This is a genomic window from Agrobacterium sp. 22117, assembly GCF_052045735.1.
Lineage (GTDB): Bacteria > Pseudomonadota > Alphaproteobacteria > Rhizobiales > Rhizobiaceae > Agrobacterium > Agrobacterium cavarae.
This window is the reverse complement of the sequence record NZ_JBQEPP010000006.1, coordinates 391,923-413,668: the sequence shown is the minus strand read 5'-3', so window position 1 is coordinate 413,668 and position 21,746 is coordinate 391,923. Positions and strand designations below refer to the sequence as shown.

Genomic DNA, 21,746 nt, shown 5'->3' with positions numbered 1-21,746 from the left:
TTGGCTGAACTAGCTAATCGTTTTGGATTTTGAGAGTTTTTCATGCCAAAAATCGATGAAACCGATTTGAGAATCCTGCGGGCGATCCAAGTGGATGGCAATCTCACGGTCACGGAAGTCGCCGAACGTGCGGGCCTTTCTCAGTCGCCATGCTCGAGGCGGATTGCGGCGCTGGAAGAGGCAGGCGTGATCAAGGGCAAGAGGACGATCCTCGATCCCAAAAGCCTCGGCTTTGATACACTCGTGATCGTGAGGATCAAACTACAGGCGCATGAACCGCAAGCGCTGGAGGCGTTCAAGCGGGCAGTGCGCGCCATCCCGGAGATTCAGATCGCACTCCTCGTCTTGGGAGACTTCGACTTTCTGCTGCGGGTTGTCGTGCGCGACATCGAGCATTATCAGCATCTGATGCAGAGCAAGCTCGTCAGCCTGCCCGGTGTCAGGGAGATGCAGAGCTCTGTGATCATCGAGGTGGTGAAGAACGAAGACGTTCTTCCCATCTAATCGTCGGCTTTTCAGCACCCATCGCGGTCGATCTCGTCGTTGTGCCCTCCCAATGCAGATTTTCGAAAAGCAGCGGGCGTCATCCCTGACCATTTTATAAAGGCGCGATGGAAGGCGCTCGGTTCTGCATAGCCCAGCCGAGCTGCAGTCTCTGCCACACTCAAGGTCTGAAGACCCATCAGATCGCGCGCACGCTTGTAACGAATATCGTCACGAATGGCGAGGAAGCTTTGCCCCTCGCTTTTCAGCCTTCGTCGCAAAGTTACGGGTGACAGCTTCATCTCGTGAGCGAAGGTATCGAAGTCGGGCCAGTCCTCGGTACTCGACATTTCAAAGCGTGTCCGCAATCTCGTGGCCAGACCCTGATCGTGACGATATCGCAGCAGGATATTGGCAGGCGCCCCGCGCAAGAAGCTCCTCAGCGACTTTTCATCCCGGATCGTCGGCAGCGCAAGGTAGCTTGCATTGAAGACGAGCCGTGTCACCGACGTGTCAAAATGCACCGGCGCGCCGAAGAACTGGAGATAGTCACGACGGTTTACCGGGGCAGCGCAGGCGAAATCCACACGCCGTAGCGGGATCCGTCGCCCGATCAGCCAGCAAAGAACGCCGAGCAGGATAAGCCAGTAGGTTCGATAGGCAAATGCCGGACGCGGTGCATCAGCGCTCACGACAGTGATTTCCGCTTGCCCATCCTGATAGCAAAGTTCACCGGTCGGGTGATCAAGCACGATGTTGAGAAACATCAGCGCGCGCTTGAGAGCACGCTCCAGCGTCCCGGCATGCAAAACAGCATGACATAGGAGCCTGAAGCTGCCAGGCCGCATGGGCCGGGTGCCCAGGCCGAAAAACTCGTCCTGACACAGAGCCGCGACCTCCAGCCACAGCGTACCATATTGCTCATTCGACACATCGCCGGCGTGGTCGAGTGAAATATTTGCCCGCGCCAGGGCGGGGGAGGGGTCGATGTTTCGCTGCCGCAAGCAGTCAAGGGCATCTTCGACGAAGCCTGAAGAGATCATGCGGCGCTCAAGCATGGGATATGCCCAACATTGTATTTTCGATCATTCATGATGTTCATGACTGCCATTGTTTGCAAGGCTCGATTTGCTAGATTTTTCCTTTACCCGGAGGAGACGCTTCATGCGGCGGGTCGATAAAGGAGGAGGATGCCGTGCTGCAGTCACATGGCGATAAGACGAAGCGCAGCTATGCTGCCGAGACATCGGCGTTTCAGCTAAGCGAGGCCACCGGGCGACTAGCCGGGGATATCGAGACTGCCATCAACGCCTGCGTGGAGTGCTGTGACAGGCATGTTGGCAGCAACAGAATCGCGCTTCGCTGCGTCTCGACCAAGGGTGTGCTCAGCGAATATACTTTCGAGCAATTGCGCGACATGTCGGCGCGCGCTGCGAATTTCTTCGTTTCCCAAGGGCTGAGAAAAGGAGATGTGCTTGCCGGCATGCTGCCGCGCACCGTCGACTTGATCACGGTTATCCTTGGCGCATGGCGTATGGGTGCCGTCTACCAGCCGCTCTTCACCGCCTTCGGACCGAAGGCGATCGAACACCGTTTGAAGATGAGCAACGCTCGGCTGGTGGTGACCAATCCGGCCAACGCTTCGAAGTTTTCCGAGATACCGAACCATCCTCGCCTTGCGATCGTGCGGGATAAGGAGGAGCCGAGCATCGACGGCACGATTGATTTTCGGGGTGCGCTGGCAGCCTGCACTTCCACTTTCGATCCTGTGATCGGGCGGGGCGACGATCTTTTCATGATGATGTCGACGTCCGGCACGACGGGGCTTCCCAAGGGTGTTCCTGTTTCGATGCGCGCCCTTGCCTCCTTCTCCGCCTATATGCGCTACGCTATCGATCTGCGCGAGGACGATGTCTTCTGGAATATCGCCGATCCAGGCTGGGCCTACGGCATGTACTATGCCGTTGCCGGGCCGTTGATGTTGGGGTGCGCGACGATATTGTACGAGGGCGGTTTTACCGCAGAGAGCACCTACAGCATCATCAACCGGCTCGGCGTCACAAGCCTAGCGGGCTCGCCAACCGCGTTCCGTCTCCTCATCGCGGCGGGCGAGGAAGCCGCAACTGCCGCGAAAGGGCAGCTGCGCGTGGTCAGCAGCGCTGGCGAACCCTTGAACCCGGAGATCATCCGCTGGTTCGAGACGCATCTGGCCGCACCCATTTACGATCATTACGGGCAGACCGAGACGGGAATGGTGGTCAACAATCACCACGGGCTGGACCATGGCGTACGCGCCGGTTCAGCGGGTTTCGCCATGCCGGGCTATCGCGTTGCCGTGCTTGACGACGCGGGTCGCGAACTTGGTCCCAACCAACCGGGCGTGCTTGCGGTGGACATCGCCAATTCTCCGTTGATGTGGTTCAAGGGCTATTTTCAACAGGACACACCGACTATCTTCGGTGGCTTCTATCGAACAGGCGATACGGTGGAAGCGGAAGCCGACGGCTCCATCAGCTTCATCGGCCGTGAAGACGATCTGATAACCTCGTCCGGGTACCGCATCGGGCCTTTCGATGTCGAAAGCGCCTTGATCGAGCACAGTGCCGTGGTCGAGGCGGCGGTGATTGGGGTGCCCGATCCGGAGCGGACGGAAATCGTCAAAGCGTTCGTCGTGCTCGGCAAAAATGTAGAGGCGACGCCCGATCTTGCCGAGGAACTGGCGCAATACGTCAAGAGGCGATTGTCTGCCCACGCTTATCCGCGCCTGGTGGATTTCGTCTCTGAACTGCCCAAGACGCCAAGCGGCAAGATCCAGCGGTTCTTGCTCCGCAAGGCGGAGATCGAAAAAATCAATGCACATTAAAAGCAGGATCATTCGGCATGAAGCTTGAAAACAGCGTTTTCCTGATCAGCGGGGCTGGCTCCGGGCTCGGCGCCGCCGTTGCCGCCATGGTGGTGGAGGCAGGTGCATTCGCGGTGCTTTTGGATGTCAACGCCGACCGCGGGGAGGCGCTGGCGGCTCAATTGGGTAATGCTGCGCGCTTTGTTCTCACCGACGTGGCTAACCCCGAGGACGGTGAAAGAGCAGTCAGCACGGCTATCGACGCGTTCGACCGTATCGATGTTCTCGTCAATTGCGCAGGCATCGCGCCCGGTGAGAAGATCATCGGTCGCGAAGGGCCACACAGCCTGGAGAGCTTTGCCAGAACGGTCACAGTCAACCTTGTCGGTACGTTCAACATGGTGCGGCTTGCAGCCGATGCCATGGCCAAGCAACAGCCCGGTCAAACCGGCGAGCGTGGCGTCATCGTCAACACAGCCTCGGTCGCGGCCTTCGAGGGGCAGATCGGGCAGGCGGGATACGCGGCGTCCAAGGGCGGCGTGGCAGCGCTGACATTGCCTGCAGCTCGAGAACTGGCTCGTCATGCAATCAGGGTCATGGCCATTGCACCTGGGATATTCGAGACGCCGATGATGGCTGGCATGCCGCAAGACGTTCAGGATGCTCTCGGCGCTTCCGTTCCCTTTCCGCCACGGCTTGGGCGACCTTCGGAATATGCGGCACTGGTGCGTCACATTGTCGAAAACCCGATGCTGAACGGGGAAGTCATCCGTCTCGATGGCGCGCTGAGAATGCCGCCGCGGTGACGCAAAATCATCAGGAGAAAATAGATGACTGAACGAGACCCAATCGTGATCGTCGGTTCCGCCAGAACACCCATGGGCGGTTTCCAGGGGGATTTTGCTGGCGTGCCTGCCGCGACACTCGGCGCAACCGCCATCGAAGCTTCGCTTTCGCGCGCAGGATTGGCAAAGGATGCGGTCCAGGAAATTCTCATGGGCTGCGTACTCTCCGCAGGGCAGGGTCAGGCGCCTGCGCGGCAAGCGGCGATTGCCGCCGGTCTGCCGCTTTCAGCTGGTGCTACGACCCTGAACAAGATGTGCGGGTCCGGCATGAAGGCCGTGATGCTGGCCCATGATCTCGTCCACGCGGGCTCTTCGGACGTCGTCGTTGCCGGCGGCATGGAGAGCATGTCGAATGCACCTTATCTCTTGCCGAAGGCGCGCACGGGTCATCGCATGGGGCATGGACAGGTTCTCGACCACATGGTTCTCGACGGCTTGGAAGATGCCTATGAGAAAGGTCGCCTGATGGGCACGTTCGCGGAGGATTGTGCCGAGGCCTACCAGTTTACGCGCGACGCCCAGGACGCCTACGCACTGGCGTCGTTGGAGCGCGCCAGGCGGGCAACGACCGAAGGCCGTTTCGTGTCGGAGATTGCGCCGGTGCTGGTTTCGGTAGGCAAGAGTGAGACACGCGTTTCCATCGATGAGCAGCCGGGAAAGGCGCAGCCGGAAAAGATACCGAAGCTTCGCCCAGCCTTCCGGGAAGGCGGTACCGTGACGGCCGCCAATGCCTCGTCCATTTCGGATGGCGCAGCAGCGCTCGTCCTGATGCGAGCATCGGAAGCCGAGCGGCGTGGTCTAACACCAAAGGCGCGCATTGTCGGTCACGCCAGCTACGCCAACGAGCCCTCCCTCTTTGCAACCGCTCCCATCGGCGCACTGCGTCGGCTCTCGGAGCGGACGGGTTGGGCGTTGTCCGATGTCGATCTCTTTGAGATCAACGAGGCATTCGCGGTGGTCGCCATGGCCGCCATGCGCGACCTCGATCTGCCGCACGATAAGGTCAACATCAATGGGGGCGCCTGCGCGCTCGGCCATCCCATCGGCGCCTCGGGTGCACGGGTTATCGTCACGCTTCTTGCAGCACTGGAGGATAAGCGGCTCGATCGCGGCATGGCATCCGTCTGCATCGGCGGAGGCGAAGCCACCGCCATCGCAATCGAGAGGATAAACTGATGTTGCTCGACGACGTACAGGAACAGATCCGCGAGACGGCACGCGAGTTTGCCGTCAATCGACTGGCCCCTGGCGCTGCCGCACGGGATCGCGATCATGCCTTTCCCCGGCAAGAGCTGACGGAGATGGGAGAACTTGGATTTCTCGGCATGCTCGTGACGGAAGATTATGGCGGCTCGCAAACCGGAACGGTCGCCTATGCGCTGGCATTGGAAGAAATTGCCGCGGCAGATGGAGCGTGTTCGACGATCCTGTCTGTTCACTCCTCCGTCGGCTGCGTGCCGATCTTGCGTTTTGGCACGGAGGAGCAGAAGTCTCGCTTTCTTCCGAAAATGGCATCCGGCGCGTGGATCGGCGGCTTCGCCCTGACGGAAGCGCATGCCGGATCAGATGCGTCCGCATTACGCAGCCGCGCGCGGCTTGATGGCGATCATTACGTTATCGACGGTTCGAAACAATTCATCACCTCGGGCAAAAACGGCAACGTCATCATCGTGTTCGCGGTCACCGATCCGGAGGCCGGCAAGAAGGGCATATCTGCCTTCATCGTGCCGACCGACACACCGGGCTACACTGTCGTTTCCGTCGAGCACAAGATGGGCCTCCATGGTTCCGACACCTGTGCGCTGGCATTCGATGGAATGCGTGTCCCGGTCGAAAACCGGTTGGGTGGCGAGGGCGATGGCTATCGGATTGCGCTCGCCAATCTTGAGGGTGGGCGCATTGGGATTGCGGCTCAGGCGGTGGGCATGGCGCGTGCGGCGTTTGAGGCCGCAACGGCCTATGCCAAGGAGCGCCAGAGTTTTGGCAAACCGATCATCGAGCATCAGGCCGTGGGCTTCAGCCTGGCGGACATGGCAACGCAGATCGAGGCGGCGCGCCAACTCGTGCTGCACGCGGCCAGCCTGCGAGACGCCGGACGGCCATGCCTGACGGAGGCCTCCATGGCCAAGTTGTTTGCGTCGGAAATGGCAGAGAAAGTCTGTTCCGCCGCAATCCAAGTGCATGGTGGTTATGGCTATCTTTCAGACTATCCTGTCGAGAGGATTTACCGAGATGTGCGTATTTGCCAGATTTACGAAGGCACCAGCGAGGTGCAGCGCCTGGTCATCGCAAGACAGCTCTAAGAGCCTCTGAGATCGGTCCGCCTGCAAAGAAAAGGGAGAGCGCTATGTCAGAATGTATCGAGATCAGCCGGGAGGGCCGCGTTGCTCTGATCAGGCTCAATCGTCCGGCGCAGCTCAACGCTTTGAATTCGCAGCTTGCACGCGACATGGTTTGCGCAGTGGAAGAACTCGAATCCGACAAGGACGTCGGGGCACTGGTCGTCACCGGCTCGGACAGAGCTTTCGCGGCGGGAGCAGACATTGCCGAAATGGCGGACAAGAGCGCACAGCAGATGATCGAGGAGGATTTCTTTGCGATCTGGGATCGCTTCACCGGTAGTCGGGTGCCGAAGATTGCCGCCGTAAACGGTTATGCGTTGGGTGGCGGATGTGAGTTGATGATGATGTGCGATTTTGCCATCGCGGGCGAAAGCGCGAAGTTCGGCCAACCCGAAATCAAGCTCGGCGTCATCGCAGGCATGGGTGGGACACAGCGCATGACGAAGCAGATTGGACGAGCGTTGTCGATGGATCTGCATTTGACCGGACGCATGATGGGAGCGGACGAGGCCCTGCGTGCTGGTCTCATTGCGCGCGTCGTCCCCGACGCCGATGTGGTGCCGACTGCCATGGCGGCTGCGACACAGATAGCGGACTATTCGCGTTCTGCGGTGCGTCTTGCAAGAGAGACCGTGATGAGGGCCGAAGAGCTATCGCTGCATGAGGGCATTCTTTACGAGCGCGCCATGTTTCATCGCCTGTTCGGTACGCCTGATCAGCGCGAAGGCATGGCCGCATTTGTCGAGAAGCGCAAAGCAAATTTTCAAAGGGAGCAATAGGATGTCCGGAGAGACCCCAACCGGCATCACACCCAATGAGACGGTTGTCGTCGGTCTGGACGGCGCGTTGGGGCGCATCCATCTCAACCGACCCGAAGCGCTCAACAGCCTCAACCTCGATATGGTTCGTAAAATCTCAGACGGGATTGACGCGCTGGAGAGCAATCCCGCGGTTCGCGCGATCGCCCTGACCGGTGAGGGACGGGCCCTGTGCGCAGGCGGCGACATCAAGATGATTTGGCAAGTGGGTCTAACCGCACCGCAAGAGGCTCTCGCGTTCTGGGCTGAGGAGTATCGCCTGAACGCCCGGATCAGCCACCTGCGCAAGCCCTGGCTGGCTGTTATGGACGGCATCTGCATGGGCGGTGGCGTTGGCTTGTCGGTTCATGGCAGCCACCGTATCGTCACGGAGATAACGCGTTTTGCGATGCCGGAAACCGGTATCGGCTATTTCCCCGATGTCGGCGGCACCTGGGCACTGTCGTGCGCGCCGCAACATCTCGGCTTCTGGATCGGTCTTACCGGGGCGACGATCGGTGCCGCAGATACGATTGCTGCCGGTCTTGCCGACGCCATGGTCCCGTCCGAAGCCCTCCCGGCTCTTTTGGCTGATATCGCATCGGGACAGACGGTGGAAAGCGCGATCAAGGCGCACGCCGGCGATCCCGGTGTTTCGATGCTGAAAGATAATGCTGTTCTGATCGACAGCGTGTTCGCTTCGGGCGACATGGAGGAAATTTTTGCCGCCCTGCACGCGAACGGGTCAGATTTCGCGAAAAGCACCCTGGCACTGCTCGAGGCGAAATCCCCTACAAGCCTGGTCTTGACCTTGCATTTGCTGCGCGCAGCGCAAAGCTCAGCCTCCCTCGAAGCCTGCCTTGATCGGGAATACGCTGCGGACGCATTGATCCTCAATGGCCATGATTTCTACGAGGGCGTGCGAGCCGCCGTCATCGACAAGGATCGCAATCCCATCTGGTCGCCCGCACGACTGGGAGACGTCGATCAAGAGGGGCTCGTTTCCGCCATCAAGCCGCTCCCCTCGCTGTTTGCAACAGCAACTGCGGACGATCTTTGAGGCAAGGAGAATAGATATGGTCCAGTCGATTGCCTTTATCGGTCTTGGTAACATGGGTGCGCCGATGGCCGGTAATCTCGTCAAGGCGGGTTACACCGTCACCGGTTTCGATGTTGCTGAGGCTGCGCGCAAAAACGCGACGGAGCGCGGCGTCCGGGTGGTTGAAACCATCGGTGGGGCGGTCGGCGGCGCGGATGCCGTCATTACCATGCTTCCGAATGGCGAACTGGTGCTGGATGTCTGGAGGCAGCTTGTCGGCATTCTCTCACCCGGAACGCTCGTGATCGACAGTTCAACAATCGATGTGGAAGGTGCTCGGGCCGCGCATGGATTGCTGCCGGAATGCCTCACGATCGACGCGCCGGTTTCTGGTGGAACGGGCGGTGCCGAAGCCGGAACGCTGAGCTTCATGCTGGGTGGAGACGCTGCTGCAATAGAGGCCGCGCGTTCGGTTCTGGAACCGATGGCCGGCCGTATCATCCCTTGTGGTGCGGCAGGTGCGGGCCAGGCGGCGAAGCTCTGCAACAATATGCTGCTCGGCATTTCGATGATTGGCGCGGCTGAAGCCTTCGTGCTTGGAGAGAAACTCGGTCTGGAACATCAGGCACTCTTCGATGTGATATCCACCTCATCCGGTCAATGCTGGTCGGTCAACACCTACTGCCCGGTGCCGGGTCCCGTTCCGACCTCGCCGGCGAACCGTGATTATGCCCCCGGATTTGCGAGCGCGTTGATGCTCAAGGACCTGCGCTTGGCAAACCAGGCCGCAACGGACTCCATGGCGACGACTCCGCTCGGTGCGCATGCCCTAAAACTCTATGAGGCTTTCGTTGCATCAGGCCACGCCCACGAGGATTTCTCGGCGATTATTGCGCTTCTCAGGGCCGCCAGGTCAGCCGATGATGGGAAGACCGGCTGATGGTAGCAAGCCTGCCGGCTCCTCGGGGTAAGATTGACGGCTGCGCATTTTCTTACTCTCCGCGTGGATAGCGCTGGTTTTCCTCAAGCACGTTGAGGTCCATGTGATTGCGCATGTATCGCTCCGACGCTTTTTGCAAAGGCTGGTAGTCCCAAGGATAATAGGCGCCGTTGCGCAGCGCCTTGTAGACCACCCAGCGCCGTGCTTGGCTTTCGCGGACTGCCTCGTCGAAGGCGGGCAGTTTCCAGCGTCGGTCGATCTCTGCTGATAGCGCCGAAAGCACGTCGCGAAAGGCGGGATCGCCGGCAAGATTGGTACGTTCCTCGGGGTCTGTCTCCAGATCGTAAAGCAGTGGTGGATCAGCGTCGCAGACCGAAAGCTTGTAGCGCCCGTCACGAAGAGCGACGAGCGGTGTAATCGAGCCTTCGGCCGCATATTCCATCGGCACGGGGCCACGTGTGCCCCCCCCTGCGGCCAGGGATGCCAGGTCCTCACCATCCGTCCAGCGCTTCAACGAAGTGATGTCGAGCCCGGCCAATCCGCACAGCGTCGGTGTCACATCGAGGGTCGAGACAGGTGCGTCGATCCTTGCAGGCATCCAACCGGGCGCTGCGATCATCAACGGCACGCGCGCGGAGCCTTCGAAGAAGCACATCTTGAACCACAGCCCGCGTTCGCCGAGCATATCGCCATGGTCGGACAAAAACAGGATGATGGTGTCCTCCTCCATCCGGGTGGCTTTCAGGACTTCCAGGATCTCGCCGATCTTCTCGTCGATGTAGGAGATGTTGGCGAAGTAGCCGCGTCGTGCGCGCCTGATTTGCTCCGGTGTAATGTCGAACGCCTTGTGATCGCACGCTTCCAACAAGCGTTTCGAATGCGGGTCCTGATCCTCAAAAGCGATTGCTTCGGACTGCGGATCGAGTGCCGGGCAATCTTCGTAGAGATCCCAAAACCTCCTTCGGGCCACGTATGGATCATGCGGATGGGTGAAGCTGACCGTCAGGCACCATGGCCGTTCATCGAGGCGGCGCGACAGATCATAGAGTTTGCGCGTGGCGTTATAGGCAACCTCGTCGTCATACTCCATCTGATTGGTGATCTCGGCAACACCCGCGCCGGTGACGGAACCGAGATTGTGATACCACCAGTCGATACGTTCGCCGGGCTTGGTGTAATCAGGCGTCCAGCCGAAATCCGCCGGATAGATATCCGTCGTCAGGCGTTCCTCAAAGCCGTGCAACTGGTCGGGCCCGACGAAGTGCATTTTTCCTGAAAGGCCCGTGTAATAGCCTGCCGCCCGCAGATGATGGGCATAGGTCGGTATGTCGGATGCGAATTCGGCGGCGTTGTCATAGACCCTTGTTCGACTGGGCAATTGACCGGACATGAAGGACGCACGGGCCGGCGCGCAAAGCGGGCTTGCCGTGTAGGTATTGGCAAAGCGGACGGACCGCTCTGCCAATGCTTTGAGATCGGGCGCGTGCAGGAAATCCGCAGGTCCGTCGGGGAAAAACGTCCCGTTGAACTGGTCGGCCATCAGGATCAGGATATTGGGACGGGCCATGTCGGGATTTCCGGCTTCAGAGCCCAAGCTTTGCCTTGACGGCGGCATCACCCGGCTTGCCGTCCAATGTCGTCACCCCTTGCAGCCAGCCGTCAACTGAGTTCGGGTTCGCCTTCAGCCAAGCCGTGGCCGCCGCTTTGGAGTCCTCGCCACCCAGAATCGAGCCCATCAGGCTGTTTTCCATATCTATGTTGAACGTCAGGTTTTTGAACAGCTTCGCCGCATTCGGGCACTCCTGAGGCCAGCCCGTGCGCGCCAGCGTATAGACTTCCGCGCCGCCAAAATTCGGACCGAAATAGGCGTCGCCGCCGGAAAGATAGGTGATGTCGATCTTCTTGTTCATCGGATGCGGAGCCCAGGCGAGGAAGACCACCGCCTTCTTGTCGCGACCTGCCCGCTCCACCTGCGCCAGCATGGCCTGCTCGCCGGATTCCACCAATTGCCATCCTTTGAGACCGAAGTCGTTGGCATCGATGATCTTCTGAATGTTCTGGTTCGCAGGCGCGCCCGGCTCGATCCCGTAAATCTTGCTTTCGAACTCCTCTGCATGCTTGGAGAGATCGGCGAAATCCTTCACGCCCTTCTCCGCCATATAGGCTGGCACCGCCAGCGTGAACTTGGCGCCTTCGAGATTCTTCGTCATCACCTCGGCGGCCTTGGCGGCTTTCAGGTCATCGACGAAGGATTTCTGCGCTGGCATCCAGTTGCCAAGAAAGACATCGATCTCGCGGTTTTTCATCGCTTGATAGCCGATCGGAACCGAGAGGGTTTTCACGTCTGCCTCATAGCCCAGCGCATCAAGCAGAACGGAAGCCACACCATTCGTCGCGGTGATATCGGTCCAACCCGGATCACTGAGGCGGACGGTCTTGCAGGCCGCATCATCGGCCGCTTGAAGTGGAGTTGAGAAGGCCACCACCGATAAAAACAGACCAGCGGCTATGCGATGCAGGCGATAATCGATTTTCATTGTGGTTCCCCTTTATTAGTCTCGTTTATTGAACGCAGCATTGTTTTTGCCTGTAAAGCAGGTATTTTTCGATAGTGGGCATAAGGAATTTTAATGTCAGAGCGACCGCTTGATCTTGGCTGGATGCGCATTTTTACCGAGGTGGCTCGTCGTGGCAGCCTAACAGCAGCGGCTGCATCGCTCAGGCTGACCCAGCCGGCTGTCAGCTACCAGATCCGCAGGCTCGAGGATGAACTCAGTGTTGCCCTGATCCGCCGCAAACATCGTGGGATAGAACTCACGGCAGAGGGGCAGCGGCTCTTCGAGGTCGCATCGCGCAGTGTCGACGCCATCGACCTTGTGGCGGGCCAACTGCGTAAAACGGACGAGCGTCAGACGATCCGCCTGCACACGGACTATGCGTTTTCGTCTCTATGGTTGATCCCGCGCATGCACGGCTTTCGTGTCCTCAATCCCGATATCAATATCCAGATCGTCGCGACACAGGATCCGCTGGGGCAGGGTAAGCACGACAGCGACGTGATGGTCATCTTCGGGACAAAGCAGGATGCAGGCGAGGGAGCGGTCCTGCTGCTCTCTGAAAAGGTCACTCCGGTATGTGCGCCCGCCTTGCTAGCGGATAAATCCGCACCTGCGAGCATCGCAGAGTTCTCCAGACGTAAGCTCATTCATCTCGAGAACAATTCTCATACGCACTGGTACGACTGGGCCGACTACCTCACTCAACTCGGCGTGGAGCGAGCACCTGAACACAGCGGCGGCGACATCAGCTTCAACAACTACGCGATGGTCGTACAGGCAAGCATCTGTGAACAGGGTTTCGCGCTCGGCTGGGCGGGATTGATCGATCCTCTGCTGGAGGCAGGTGTGTTGGTAACCGCGGGTCCTAGCCTTGATGCACCGAACCGCGGCTACTGGTTGATGCGACCCAAGAGCAAAGACGTGACGGTGGGTAAGCTGACAGAGTGGCTTATTGGCGAGCGGCACTAAAATCTTTGACGAAGCTTGTAGCAGAGACGCTCAATGCATTCGGCCACCGCCAGCCTTCGTATCGACGTTCCGCAGGATCAGTGCCAGCGGAACCGCGAGTATGGAAATGACCGCCAGGACAAAAAATACGTCGATATAGGCGAGGAAGCTCGCCTGAATTCCGACTTGCTGGCCGATGAGCGCCATGGCCTGGCTTTGTGCGTCCACTACAGAGGAGCCACGCTCCGCGAAGAAGCCCTGCAGGTTCTGCATGGTTTGGTGATAGGCGGGATCCGCGGGATTGACGTGTTCTACCAACCTGCTCTGATGCCACTGCTCGCGGTGAGCCAGTACGTTGGAGGCGATGGAGACGCCGATCGAGCCGCCGGTGTTGCGGGCTGCGTTGATCAGGGCGGACGCCTGGTCTGTCTGGTCGGGTCGCAGACCGTCGTAGGAGGCGGCGGTTATCGGGATGAAGATCAGCGGCAGGCCGAGACCTAGAATGCAGCGGGACCAGACGAAGAAGCTGAAATCCGCATCGGGACTGAGGCGCGTCAGGTCGTACATGGAGAGGGCAACCATCGTCGCGCCAACGGCGATCAGATATTTGGGCTGGATGCGGGACGTCAACTGGCCTGCCATGAACATCATGAACATGGTCACCAGACCGCCTGGGGATAGCGCCAGGCCCGCCCATGTGGCGGTATAGCCATAATTTTCCTGCAGCACCTGCGGCACGAATTGTGTGGTGGCGATGAGGATGGCGCCGATTGCCAGCATCACGATCATGCACGAGCCGAACTGCCGGGTTGCGATGAGACGCACATCGAGCACCGGGTTCTTCGCCGTCAGCAGCCAGGGAATTGAGGCCGCCAGTGCGGCAAAGCAGATGACCGCTGTGACGATGATGAAGGTCGAGTCGAACCAATCCTCGATCTGGCCGCGATCGAGCATGAGTTCCAGCGATCCGAGGAACGTCGCGACCAGCAAGAAACCGATAATATCGAAACGAATGCCGCGTTGGCGCATCTCTTCGCGCTTTTTCTTCTGGTCGTCGGAATCGTTGACCAGGAAATAGACGAGTAGGAAAGCAAAAATGCCGACAGGCCCGTTGATCAGGAAACACCAATGCCAAGAGAGATTGTCGGACAGCCAGCCGCCAAGTGTCGGGCCGACGACGGGTGCGACTACCACGGCGATGCCGAAAATCGCAAAGGCCTGGCCGCGTTTTGCCGGAGGAAAAGCGTCGGTGAGGATCGATTGCGACACTGGCACCATGCCGCCGCCGGCAAAGCCCTGGATCATGCGAAAGACGAGAAGCGACGGCAAATCCCATGCCAGCCCGCACATGACGGAGGCGACCGTGAACATGGCAAGGCAAACGAGGTAGAACCGCTTGCGACCATAACGCTGGGCAATGAAGCTCGAAGCGATCAGCGCGATGGCGTTGGAGACGAGATAGGTGGTGACGACCCAGGACGCTTCGTCGGAACTGACAGCCAACCCACCGGAAATATAGCGCAGAGCGACGTTGGCGATGGTGGTGTCGAGCACCTCCATAAACACGGCGAGCGCCACGACGACCGCCACCAACCACGGATTGGTGCTGCGGCCACTCGCCATTGCGCCGGTTCCGCCTGTCGCTGTCGCGGTTGCCATATCCGGTCCTCGATCCTGATGTCTGGATTAGCCTCTGGGGCGAACGGTCACGGTGGGCTCGACCGACATGCCCGGACCGATGGAGACATCCTTCGGCCAATTATCAACCGTGATCTTCACCGGCACGCGCTGGGTGACCTTCACATAGTTGCCTGTGGCGTTCTCTGCCGGGAGCAGCGAGAAGGCGGTGCCGGAACCCGGCTGCACGGAGTCGACCTTGCCGTGCAGAAGGTGATCTGGATAGGCGTCGATCGTGAGGTCCACCGGCTGGCCGGGGCGCATATCTGCCAGTTGCGTTTCCTTGAAATTGGCCGTGACCCAAATCTCATCCGGCACGAACATCCCAATGGCCTGGCCCGCCTGGACAAACTGTCCCTTCGCACCACTGATCTTCACCACGCGACCAGGCTGTGCAGCGGTGAGCGTCGTGTAGTCGAGGTTCTGGTCGGCGCTCTCCTTCTGGGCCTCTGCCTGCTTCAGGCTCGCCTCGGCGCTGGTGCGCTGTGCTTCTGCGGCGACCTTGTTCTTCATCGCCGAACTGATGTTGGCCTGGGCTTCCGCATATGCCGCCTGAGCCTGGCGCAAGTTTGATTCTGCCTGCTGGGATGTCTGCAGGCTGCCGGCGCCGCCCTGCTGCAATTGGCGCTGTCGGTTGGCCTCGTCTTTCGCAAACTGCAGAGCGGCGCCCGATGAGGCCTCGCGCGCCTTTGCTTCATCGATCGCAGCGGACGCGACATCTATCTGTGCCGTCGCGTTGATAATCGATGCCTTGGCCGCTTCCACCTGGGCCTCGGCCTGATCCACGGCGATCTGATAATCGCGCGGGGCTATTTTGGCGATCACGGCGCCAGCCGCGACATGGGCGTTGTCGGTAACGGCGACATCTTCCAGATAACCGGAGACCTTCGTCGCGAGCGCAAAACTGCGCGCGTCGACAAAGGCGTCGTCCGTCGTCTCGTAAGGATAGAAATAGACAAGCCAGACGAAGTAGGTAGCAATCCCGAGCCCAATCAGACCAACAATGATGAGCGCCGTCCAATAGGGATGTCGGCGTATCACCGATGGCTTCTTGTCTTCCTGCTTTGGTTGTTGACCGTCGGTTTTTGTCTGAAGCTCGCGATCCTGCGGATCGCCGTTTTGCTTCGCTTCGTTTTCGGAAACGGCGCGCTGAGCTTGAACCACGATATGCCTCTAAAAATAAGCTGAATATTCGACCTTAACGCAAGACGTCCTTAAAAGTTCCGGGCAAAGTTGCACCGCAAAAAAATCCTGAGAGTGCCTCGTTTTCTTTGACGCGACGTCCTCTCGGATGACGCTTGCGTGGTCAGAAAGGCACTGAGATTTCACGGGCTGGTGGTGTCCTTGCCGGCGTTGTGAAACTTGTTCTCGCGGCGTTTGCCGAAGAGCCGCAACGTTTCAAGATGCTCGCGCTGCGCGACGTAGAAGGCATTCAAAAACTCCAGTTCCTTGCCTGGCGTCACAGCTTCGGGGTAACCGATCTTTTTGATGATCGCCTGGGCGATCTCAGTGGCCTGCTTGTCGCGCAGACGCGTGTTTGGATCTCTGAGCAGGCCTTCCAGGGTCTGCAACTCATAGCTTCCGTAAATATCCAGCTGTTCCGGCCTGAACTCGAACCCCGCCTGGGTCGCCTTGATGGTGGATGTGGCGGCTGCAAGATCGGGCAGGAGGACTGAGCGGGGATTTTCAATGACGAGGGTCCCAGCCATGAGATCGCCGAGCCGTTGCCGCCGATTGCTGGATAAAGTGACGGCCACCACGATGACCAGCCAGAAAAGGGTTGTCCATGTCAGCCAAACGGGTGATTCTGAAAATATCAGGCCTAAAGGCGTGAATATTTCCACCTCCTTCATGAGATTTCGTGTGGCAATCTGATGCGGCGTCAGGCGGCGTCCTTCGACATTCACGACGCGGATACCGGCGATCCGTTTTCCCAGCGTGCGGCCATTCCAGATCAGTTCTGAGAAAATGTAATAGGGCGTCCGCAACAGGAATCCCAGAAGCGTAATCGCAGTTGCTCTGGCGCTCTCCTCCAATGCGCCACTCAGCGAAAGCACAATGATGCAGCCAAGCGCGATGACGAAGGTCATCACGAAGTCGATGAACTGCGCGCCGAGCCGCGATGCGACAGACGCGATGTCAAGGTGAAGCGCAACGCCTTCCGGCGGCATCAGTTCTTCTACGCGCTTACCGTCGCGAAAGATCAGGCTCATCGCTCGGTCTCTTTCGATGGCGTCCTGTCGCGGCCCGACAAGGTCAGCCAGGCCACCCACAGAGCCCCCACACCCCACCCGATCGCGATCCGCCACAATGGGTCTTGCATGGTCTGACGCAAGAAACCCTCCAGAAAAGCGGCAGCAATGAGCATGATGGCCGCAAGGAAGGCGAGCTTGACGGCATCATGGGCCTGCTGCCGCAAGGCATCTCTGCGGCGCAACGCGCCGGGCAGGAGGACGGCGAGCCCGAGACGTGCGCCACCCGCGCAAGCAATCGCAATTGCCGCAAGTTCCGTGACGCCGTGGATGGAAAGCCAGGCGAACACGTCGTAGCCCAGCCCGTGTTGGGAGAACATGGCGAAAAATACGCCCAGTATCATGCCATTGTAAAAGGTCAGTGCGAAGCTTGGAATGGCGGCGAAGATGCCAAGGGTGAAAATCAAAACGGCAATCGTCGTGTTGTGGGAAAAAAGGTAAGCCATAAAGGCCGCCAACTCGTCGGTGGCGTGCCCCCCATTTCCATAGATCGTCGATCGAAGCAGATCCGCCGAGGCGGAGGGCGTGCGATCACCCGCCAGATCGGCCGGCACAAGCGCATAAAACCAGCTGTGATCGTCGAGATAGAGTTTGTACCCAACGGCGGCCCCTAGGATCATTGCGAAAAAGCCGATGAACAAGGGGAGGTAGGACCGTCGTACGGCCTGCGGAATACCATGGATCAACAGCCGGCTTATCAGGCCACTCACGCTTTCCTGCGGTGCATAGACCACGAGATAGGCGCGCGCGCACAGGCTCTCGAGATAGGATATCAGCGCCTTGTCCAGCGAGATGTCGCGCGCGACGCTGAGCGAATTCATCGCCTGCCTGTAGCCGGAGGTGAGCGAGCGCACCTCATCATAGTTGAGTGTCGCCACGCCGCGCTTTTCGACCCGTGTCACAAGCTGGTCGAGCACCCGCCATTGTGCCTCCCGCTCGGCTCGAAACCGGGCAGAGCGCAGCATGTCCAACGGTGCCGGTGTCTGCGTCGGCACGCTTGGCATGGCTACATTGAGGTCGACATTTGGCCCGGTCATAGCATCTCGCGAGATTTGATTTCGATGTAGCGGCCAATCAGATCGGATGTGAGCGCTTCAGGCGTGCTGTCGAGGCACATCACGCCGAGACGGGAAAGCGTTTCCATGACGGTTCGACGCTCCTGCGAAATCTGTCGCGCGGCAACCGATCGTGCAACGCTGTCCAGCGTCAAGATGTCGGGTTCGATCAGCGTCTTGATACTGGAGTCACTCAGCGCGATGTAGAGGATGAAATGCTGCTTCGCCAAGGTGCGGATCGTTTCCACCATCAGTTCGGCCGTCGTACTGTCCACGAAGTCGGAAAAGATGATGATGAGCGAGCGCCGCTTCAATTGACCGGCGAGATAGGTAAGGCCGAGCGTATGGTTGGTTTCGTGCGCCTCGTAGCGCAATGTCGCACAGGCTGATTGCACCCTGGTGAAAGCGGCACGCCCAGGCGTGGCGGGCAGGAACAGGCGGGGCCGGCTGTCGAAATTGTAGAAGCCGACCAGATCACCGGCCTGTCCAGCTGCCCAACACGTTGCGAGTGCGGCATTGATGGCGCGGTCGAGCTTTGCGATACCGGCAATTTTTTCGGCCATCAGGCGCCCGGAATCGACGCATAGAATGATTTGCTGATTGCGCTCGGCCGTCAGGTCCCGCACGACAAGGCTGCGCATGCGCGCGGAGCGCTTCCAATCGATGCTGCGCGTGTCCATGCCAACTGCAAATTCGCGCAGTTGGTGGAACTCAGATCCTTGTCCACTTAGCCGCATGTCTTTGCTGCCAGCCTCAAGCGGCAGGATCTGTGTGTTGATCGCTCCCGACAGCACGGGCGAAATGTCGGGCGCGACGGTGATCTTGCGGGCGATGGGTGCGCGAACAACGACTTCAAGCAGCTTTAGCCGTGAAGTCCATTTCAGCCAGATCGTTTCGACCATGAACACCCCGCGGCGCGTCAGGCGGATATCCATGGACGACGTGGTTGTCGCTTTTCGGTTGGCTTCGTGATCAAAAGTGGTGACGTCCTGCGCCACAAGCTCGGGCGGCAGATCAAGCCGGGCTTCCATCTTGGAGGGCAAGGCGCCGCGATGCGGCGATAGCTCCACAGACAATTGCACATTGTGGCCGACGAAGCCTCGGCTCGGCAGATCAAAGGCGATCTCGATCCGCTTCGACCAGACCGATAGCGCAATATCGAGCAAGACCGCTGTCCCCACGATGCCCCAAAGACCCATGATCACGATATCGACGCCGGGCCACCACACGGCCGTCAGCACCGTCAGCGCGGTCATGATCAGAACGAGAGCAATGAGCGAGGAAGACGGGCGCATTTATCGCGGTGCATCCATACGGTTCAGGATGGTGCGAAGCACGTCTTCGGTCGTTCGGCCATCGATTTCCGCTGCGGGAGAGAGAATGATGCGATGGCGCAAGGCTGGCACTATCAGTGCCTGAACGTCGTCCGGTAGGCCGTATTGACGTCCCCCGAAAGCTGCCCGCACGCGCACCGCTGCCGATAGCGCGTCGGCTGCGCGTGTCGAGGCGCCTTGAAGGATCTCCGGATCGGAGCGCGTCGCCCGGACGAGATCGACAATATAGGTGAGGATGCTGTCGTCGAGATGAATGCTGTCGATCAGCGCCCGGCCTTCCGCAAGAATGGAGCTGGTGACGAGCGGCCGAATGCCCACTTCGTTCAGTTTCGTCTGGATCGGTTGACCCGCATGGCGTTTGAGGATGGCGATTTCTGTCTCGCGATTGGGAAAATCGATGACGAGTTTGAAGAGGAAGCGATCGAGCTGCGCTTCCGGCAGGGGGTAGGTGCCATGCTGCTCGATGGGGTTCTGCGTGGCGAGCACGAAGAAGTCCAGGCCAAGCGGATAATCGGTGCCGTCGATCGTCACCATGCGCTCATTCATTGCCTGCAAAAGGGCGGACTGCGTCTTTGGAGGCGCTCGGTTGATTTCATCGGCAAGCAGGATGTTGGTGAAGACCGGGCCCTTGGTCAGATGGAACTGACTGGTCTGGAAGTTGAAGAGGTTTACGCCCAAAACATCGCTCGGCATCAGGTCCGGCGTGAATTGAATGCGCCGGTACTGCAGGTCCATGACGGCCGAGACCGAACGTGCGAGCAAGGTCTTGGCGGTGCCGGGTGGTCCCTCGAGAAGGCAATGTCCGCGCGCAAAGATCGAGATCAGGATCATATCGATGAGGGCGTCCTGCCCCTGCACGGTCTTGGCGATCTCGCCGCGGATCGCGACAACCAGATTGCGAAACTCATCTAGATTCAAGCTTGATGCTCCCTAGTCGTTTTTTAAATGTTTCAAGATGCCGATGCAGATCGGGCTGGGTCATGGATTTGCCGCGGTTCATAAGCTCTTTCGATATCGCTTCGAAAGCCTCGGCACTGGAACGGTCGCGCAAGGCAAGATGGCGAAACATTCGTTCGATACCGGCATCGTTGGCTGCATGTGGTCCAAACAAGAGGCCGGCTTTGTCGGCTAGCAGGTTGTGAACAAATTGCGCGGTCATGCGTCCGTCATTGCCGGACAGGCGCAAAAGCCGCGCGGTCGCTTCGGTGGCCGCAGCTTTTGACAGATCGGATGTCGCCTCGTTCGTCAACGGTTTGCCGAAACGGACCGCGCCTCTCCAGAAACAGACAGCAGCCACGAGGATGATGGCACCCCAGATGAACCATAAGTGAAATGCGAGAAAACGATCTGGATCAGCGGCGTTGGACGCAACTGCGTCGGCTGTCGCAAGATAGACGGGGCGCCTGCCGAAAAGGCCGCGCAACTCGTCGATCATGGAGATGGCAAAATCGGCATTTTCGCCGAGCGCCAGCCCATGATTATTGAGGAGATCGGGATCAGAAAGAACATAGAACTCAAAGTCGAAAGTACATTTTAGCAGCAGCGGGCCCGCTTGAAGCCCAGCCATTTCCTCGCAGTTCGAGGGGGTTTGGTCGCGGGAAAAGACCTGTGCTTGATAGATCCTGATCGTCTCGACACGGTGTCTTAGAATGGACTGTTGCGCCTGCCTGAAACGCGGTCCCGTCCTTTTGATGTGAAGATTGGGGATACCGATCCGGGCGAGGGCGTCGGCAATGTCGGATGACGGTATCAGAGCGTCTTCACGCGCAACGCCTTGCTCAAGACGATCGGCTCGCCATTTTGGTAATACGATCAGAGTTGGGGTGATGCTGGGTTTGTCGCCGAAGACCGCTGAATGCGTACGTCTGTCGCCATTGCCTATTATCCGACCGGCTCTAGACCAAGGCAGCGGCACGATGCGGAGCGAGGCGCGCGAGACTGGCGAGTTGGTCGACGGGTCGGTGCGCGCAACCTGGATGCCCGAGGACCGCAGCCAGACTTCCAGTCCCCTATAGCCGGTGGGGGAGCGATCAAAATCTGCGTTCTCCTGAGCCAATCCTGCGCCGGCATGCGTCAGTGCGCTAAACAGCACGACCAAAAGGAGGATCAAGCGGGACCTAAACACGAGCCGAATCTCCACTGAAAAGCAGAGGCTGTGCTACCTGCAACAGTTCCGAAAAATCGCTTTCCGCAGGGACCTTCCCACCATAATGGGCGAGTTCAGTCTGTAAAAGCAGACGCCGCAACTCATCCCGATGCTCCATCTTCTTGGGCAGTCTAACAAACACCGTTCGTTCGGTATCCGAACGTAAGACATGCGTTCCCGTCCGCTTGGCCGATTGAAGCAGGCATTGCCTCAGCAATTGCACAAGCGCCTCCCTTCGATCCGGCATTGCGGCGATGTGTGCCAGGAAATCGCGTGGCTTTTCGTTGGCGTCACGTGCGGTGCTTTGCCAGTTTTCCGGTTTCTCGCTTCGGTTCGGCTGCGTCGCCGTCGGTGCGCGCGACAACAAGACACCGCCGCTGCCGAAAAACATCCACAGGACGATGATGGCAACGAGGACGATGAGGACGATAAGCACACCCAGAAAGCCGCCGAGGGCAGGCGGGCTCGACACCGCCGGTGGCACCTCG

At 59.2% G+C, this 21,746-nt stretch carries 20 protein-coding genes; 9 read left to right on the top strand and 11 right to left on the bottom strand.

The features are described from left to right. Nucleotides 1–42: 42 nt before the first annotated feature. Nucleotides 43–504: an Lrp/AsnC family transcriptional regulator gene (locus tag ACTJKV_RS19025; RefSeq protein WP_062426673.1), complete on the top strand. Its 462-nt coding sequence runs from the start codon at nt 43–45 to the stop codon at nt 502–504. Nucleotides 505–515: 11 nt separating this feature from the next. Here the strand turns inward: ACTJKV_RS19025 and ACTJKV_RS19020 are convergent, their stop codons facing one another. Further along, complete coding sequence (locus tag ACTJKV_RS19020) at nt 516–1,526, bottom strand: AraC family transcriptional regulator (RefSeq protein ID WP_440599311.1); 1,011 nt, start codon at nt 1,524–1,526, stop codon at nt 516–518. 152 nt (nt 1,527–1,678) lie between these two features. Between ACTJKV_RS19020 and ACTJKV_RS19015 the strand changes: the two genes are divergently transcribed. The 7 genes from ACTJKV_RS19015 to mmsB are packed head-to-tail and all read left to right on the top strand — an operon-like array spanning nt 1,679 to nt 9,288. After that, a complete protein-coding gene (locus tag ACTJKV_RS19015) occupies nt 1,679–3,346 on the top strand; it encodes an acyl-CoA synthetase (protein ID WP_313557612.1) in 1,668 nt (555 codons plus the stop codon). 17 nt (nt 3,347–3,363) lie between these two features. After that, nucleotides 3,364–4,131 (top strand): SDR family NAD(P)-dependent oxidoreductase, encoded by a 768-nt coding sequence (locus ACTJKV_RS19010; RefSeq protein ID WP_144622437.1) that lies wholly within the window; start codon nt 3,364–3,366, stop codon nt 4,129–4,131. Nucleotides 4,132–4,155: 24 nt separating this feature from the next. Next, nucleotides 4,156–5,346 carry an acetyl-CoA C-acyltransferase gene (locus ACTJKV_RS19005; RefSeq protein ID WP_313557615.1) on the top strand — a complete coding sequence of 397 codons (1,191 nt, stop codon included), beginning with the start codon at nt 4,156–4,158 and terminating at the stop codon, nt 5,344–5,346. Next, nucleotides 5,346–6,473: an acyl-CoA dehydrogenase family protein gene (locus ACTJKV_RS19000; RefSeq protein WP_313557617.1), complete on the top strand. Its 1,128-nt coding sequence runs from the start codon at nt 5,346–5,348 to the stop codon at nt 6,471–6,473. The genes ACTJKV_RS19005 and ACTJKV_RS19000 overlap by 1 nt, the downstream gene beginning before the upstream one ends. Before the next feature lie 44 nt (nt 6,474–6,517). Further along, nucleotides 6,518–7,291, top strand: a complete 774-nt coding sequence (locus tag ACTJKV_RS18995; RefSeq protein ID WP_313557619.1) for an enoyl-CoA hydratase-related protein — start codon at nt 6,518–6,520, stop codon at nt 7,289–7,291. Between the two features lies 1 nt (nt 7,292). Then, entirely contained in the window at nt 7,293–8,369 is a 1,077-nt protein-coding gene (locus ACTJKV_RS18990; protein ID WP_313557621.1) for an enoyl-CoA hydratase/isomerase family protein, read from the top strand. A gap of 16 nt (nt 8,370–8,385) precedes the next feature. Further along, nucleotides 8,386–9,288 carry a 3-hydroxyisobutyrate dehydrogenase gene (gene mmsB, locus ACTJKV_RS18985; protein ID WP_313557623.1) on the top strand — a complete coding sequence of 301 codons (903 nt, stop codon included), beginning with the start codon at nt 8,386–8,388 and terminating at the stop codon, nt 9,286–9,288. Nucleotides 9,289–9,340: 52 nt separating this feature from the next. Here mmsB and betC read toward each other — a convergent pair whose 3' ends face one another. Together betC and ACTJKV_RS18975 are read right to left on the bottom strand one after the other, a co-directional pair. Beyond that, nucleotides 9,341–10,855 (bottom strand): choline-sulfatase, encoded by a 1,515-nt coding sequence (betC, locus tag ACTJKV_RS18980; RefSeq protein ID WP_440599310.1) that lies wholly within the window; start codon nt 10,853–10,855, stop codon nt 9,341–9,343. Between the two features lie 16 nt (nt 10,856–10,871). Further along, entirely contained in the window at nt 10,872–11,825 is a 954-nt protein-coding gene (locus ACTJKV_RS18975; protein WP_313557627.1) for a choline ABC transporter substrate-binding protein, read from the bottom strand. A gap of 93 nt (nt 11,826–11,918) precedes the next feature. Between ACTJKV_RS18975 and ACTJKV_RS18970 the strand changes: the two genes are divergently transcribed. Beyond that, nucleotides 11,919–12,815: a choline sulfate utilization transcriptional regulator gene (locus ACTJKV_RS18970; RefSeq protein WP_440599309.1), complete on the top strand. Its 897-nt coding sequence runs from the start codon at nt 11,919–11,921 to the stop codon at nt 12,813–12,815. A gap of 30 nt (nt 12,816–12,845) precedes the next feature. On the opposite strand, the gene ACTJKV_RS18965 is transcribed toward ACTJKV_RS18970, so the two are convergent. The 8 genes from ACTJKV_RS18965 to ACTJKV_RS18930 form a co-directional block, all read right to left on the bottom strand. Beyond that, nucleotides 12,846–14,453, bottom strand: coding sequence for a DHA2 family efflux MFS transporter permease subunit (locus ACTJKV_RS18965; RefSeq protein WP_313557630.1), 1,608 nt, complete (start codon nt 14,451–14,453; stop codon nt 12,846–12,848). 27 nt (nt 14,454–14,480) lie between these two features. Beyond that, nucleotides 14,481–15,635 carry an HlyD family secretion protein gene (locus ACTJKV_RS18960; RefSeq protein WP_313557631.1) on the bottom strand — a complete coding sequence of 385 codons (1,155 nt, stop codon included), beginning with the start codon at nt 15,633–15,635 and terminating at the stop codon, nt 14,481–14,483. A 161-nt stretch (nt 15,636–15,796) separates the two neighbouring features. After that, nucleotides 15,797–16,684, bottom strand: coding sequence for an RDD family protein (locus ACTJKV_RS18955; RefSeq protein WP_440599308.1), 888 nt, complete (start codon nt 16,682–16,684; stop codon nt 15,797–15,799). Beyond that, nucleotides 16,681–17,727, bottom strand: a complete 1,047-nt coding sequence (locus tag ACTJKV_RS18950; protein WP_440599344.1) for a stage II sporulation protein M — start codon at nt 17,725–17,727, stop codon at nt 16,681–16,683. The genes ACTJKV_RS18955 and ACTJKV_RS18950 overlap by 4 nt, the downstream gene beginning before the upstream one ends. A 29-nt stretch (nt 17,728–17,756) precedes the next feature. Then, nucleotides 17,757–19,073, bottom strand: a complete 1,317-nt coding sequence (locus ACTJKV_RS18945; protein ID WP_440599307.1) for a DUF58 domain-containing protein — start codon at nt 19,071–19,073, stop codon at nt 17,757–17,759. After that, nucleotides 19,074–20,030 carry an AAA family ATPase gene (locus ACTJKV_RS18940; protein ID WP_062442177.1) on the bottom strand — a complete coding sequence of 319 codons (957 nt, stop codon included), beginning with the start codon at nt 20,028–20,030 and terminating at the stop codon, nt 19,074–19,076. Next, on the bottom strand, nt 20,017–21,237 hold the full coding sequence (locus tag ACTJKV_RS18935) for a hypothetical protein (protein WP_440599306.1): 1,221 nt from the start codon (nt 21,235–21,237) through the stop codon (nt 20,017–20,019). The genes ACTJKV_RS18940 and ACTJKV_RS18935 overlap by 14 nt, the downstream gene beginning before the upstream one ends. Continuing rightward, nucleotides 21,230–21,730 carry a hypothetical protein gene (locus ACTJKV_RS18930; RefSeq protein ID WP_440599305.1) on the bottom strand — a complete coding sequence of 167 codons (501 nt, stop codon included), beginning with the start codon at nt 21,728–21,730 and terminating at the stop codon, nt 21,230–21,232. Before ACTJKV_RS18930 ends, ACTJKV_RS18935 begins: the two co-directional genes overlap by 8 nt. Between the last annotated feature and the right edge of the window lie 16 nt (nt 21,731–21,746).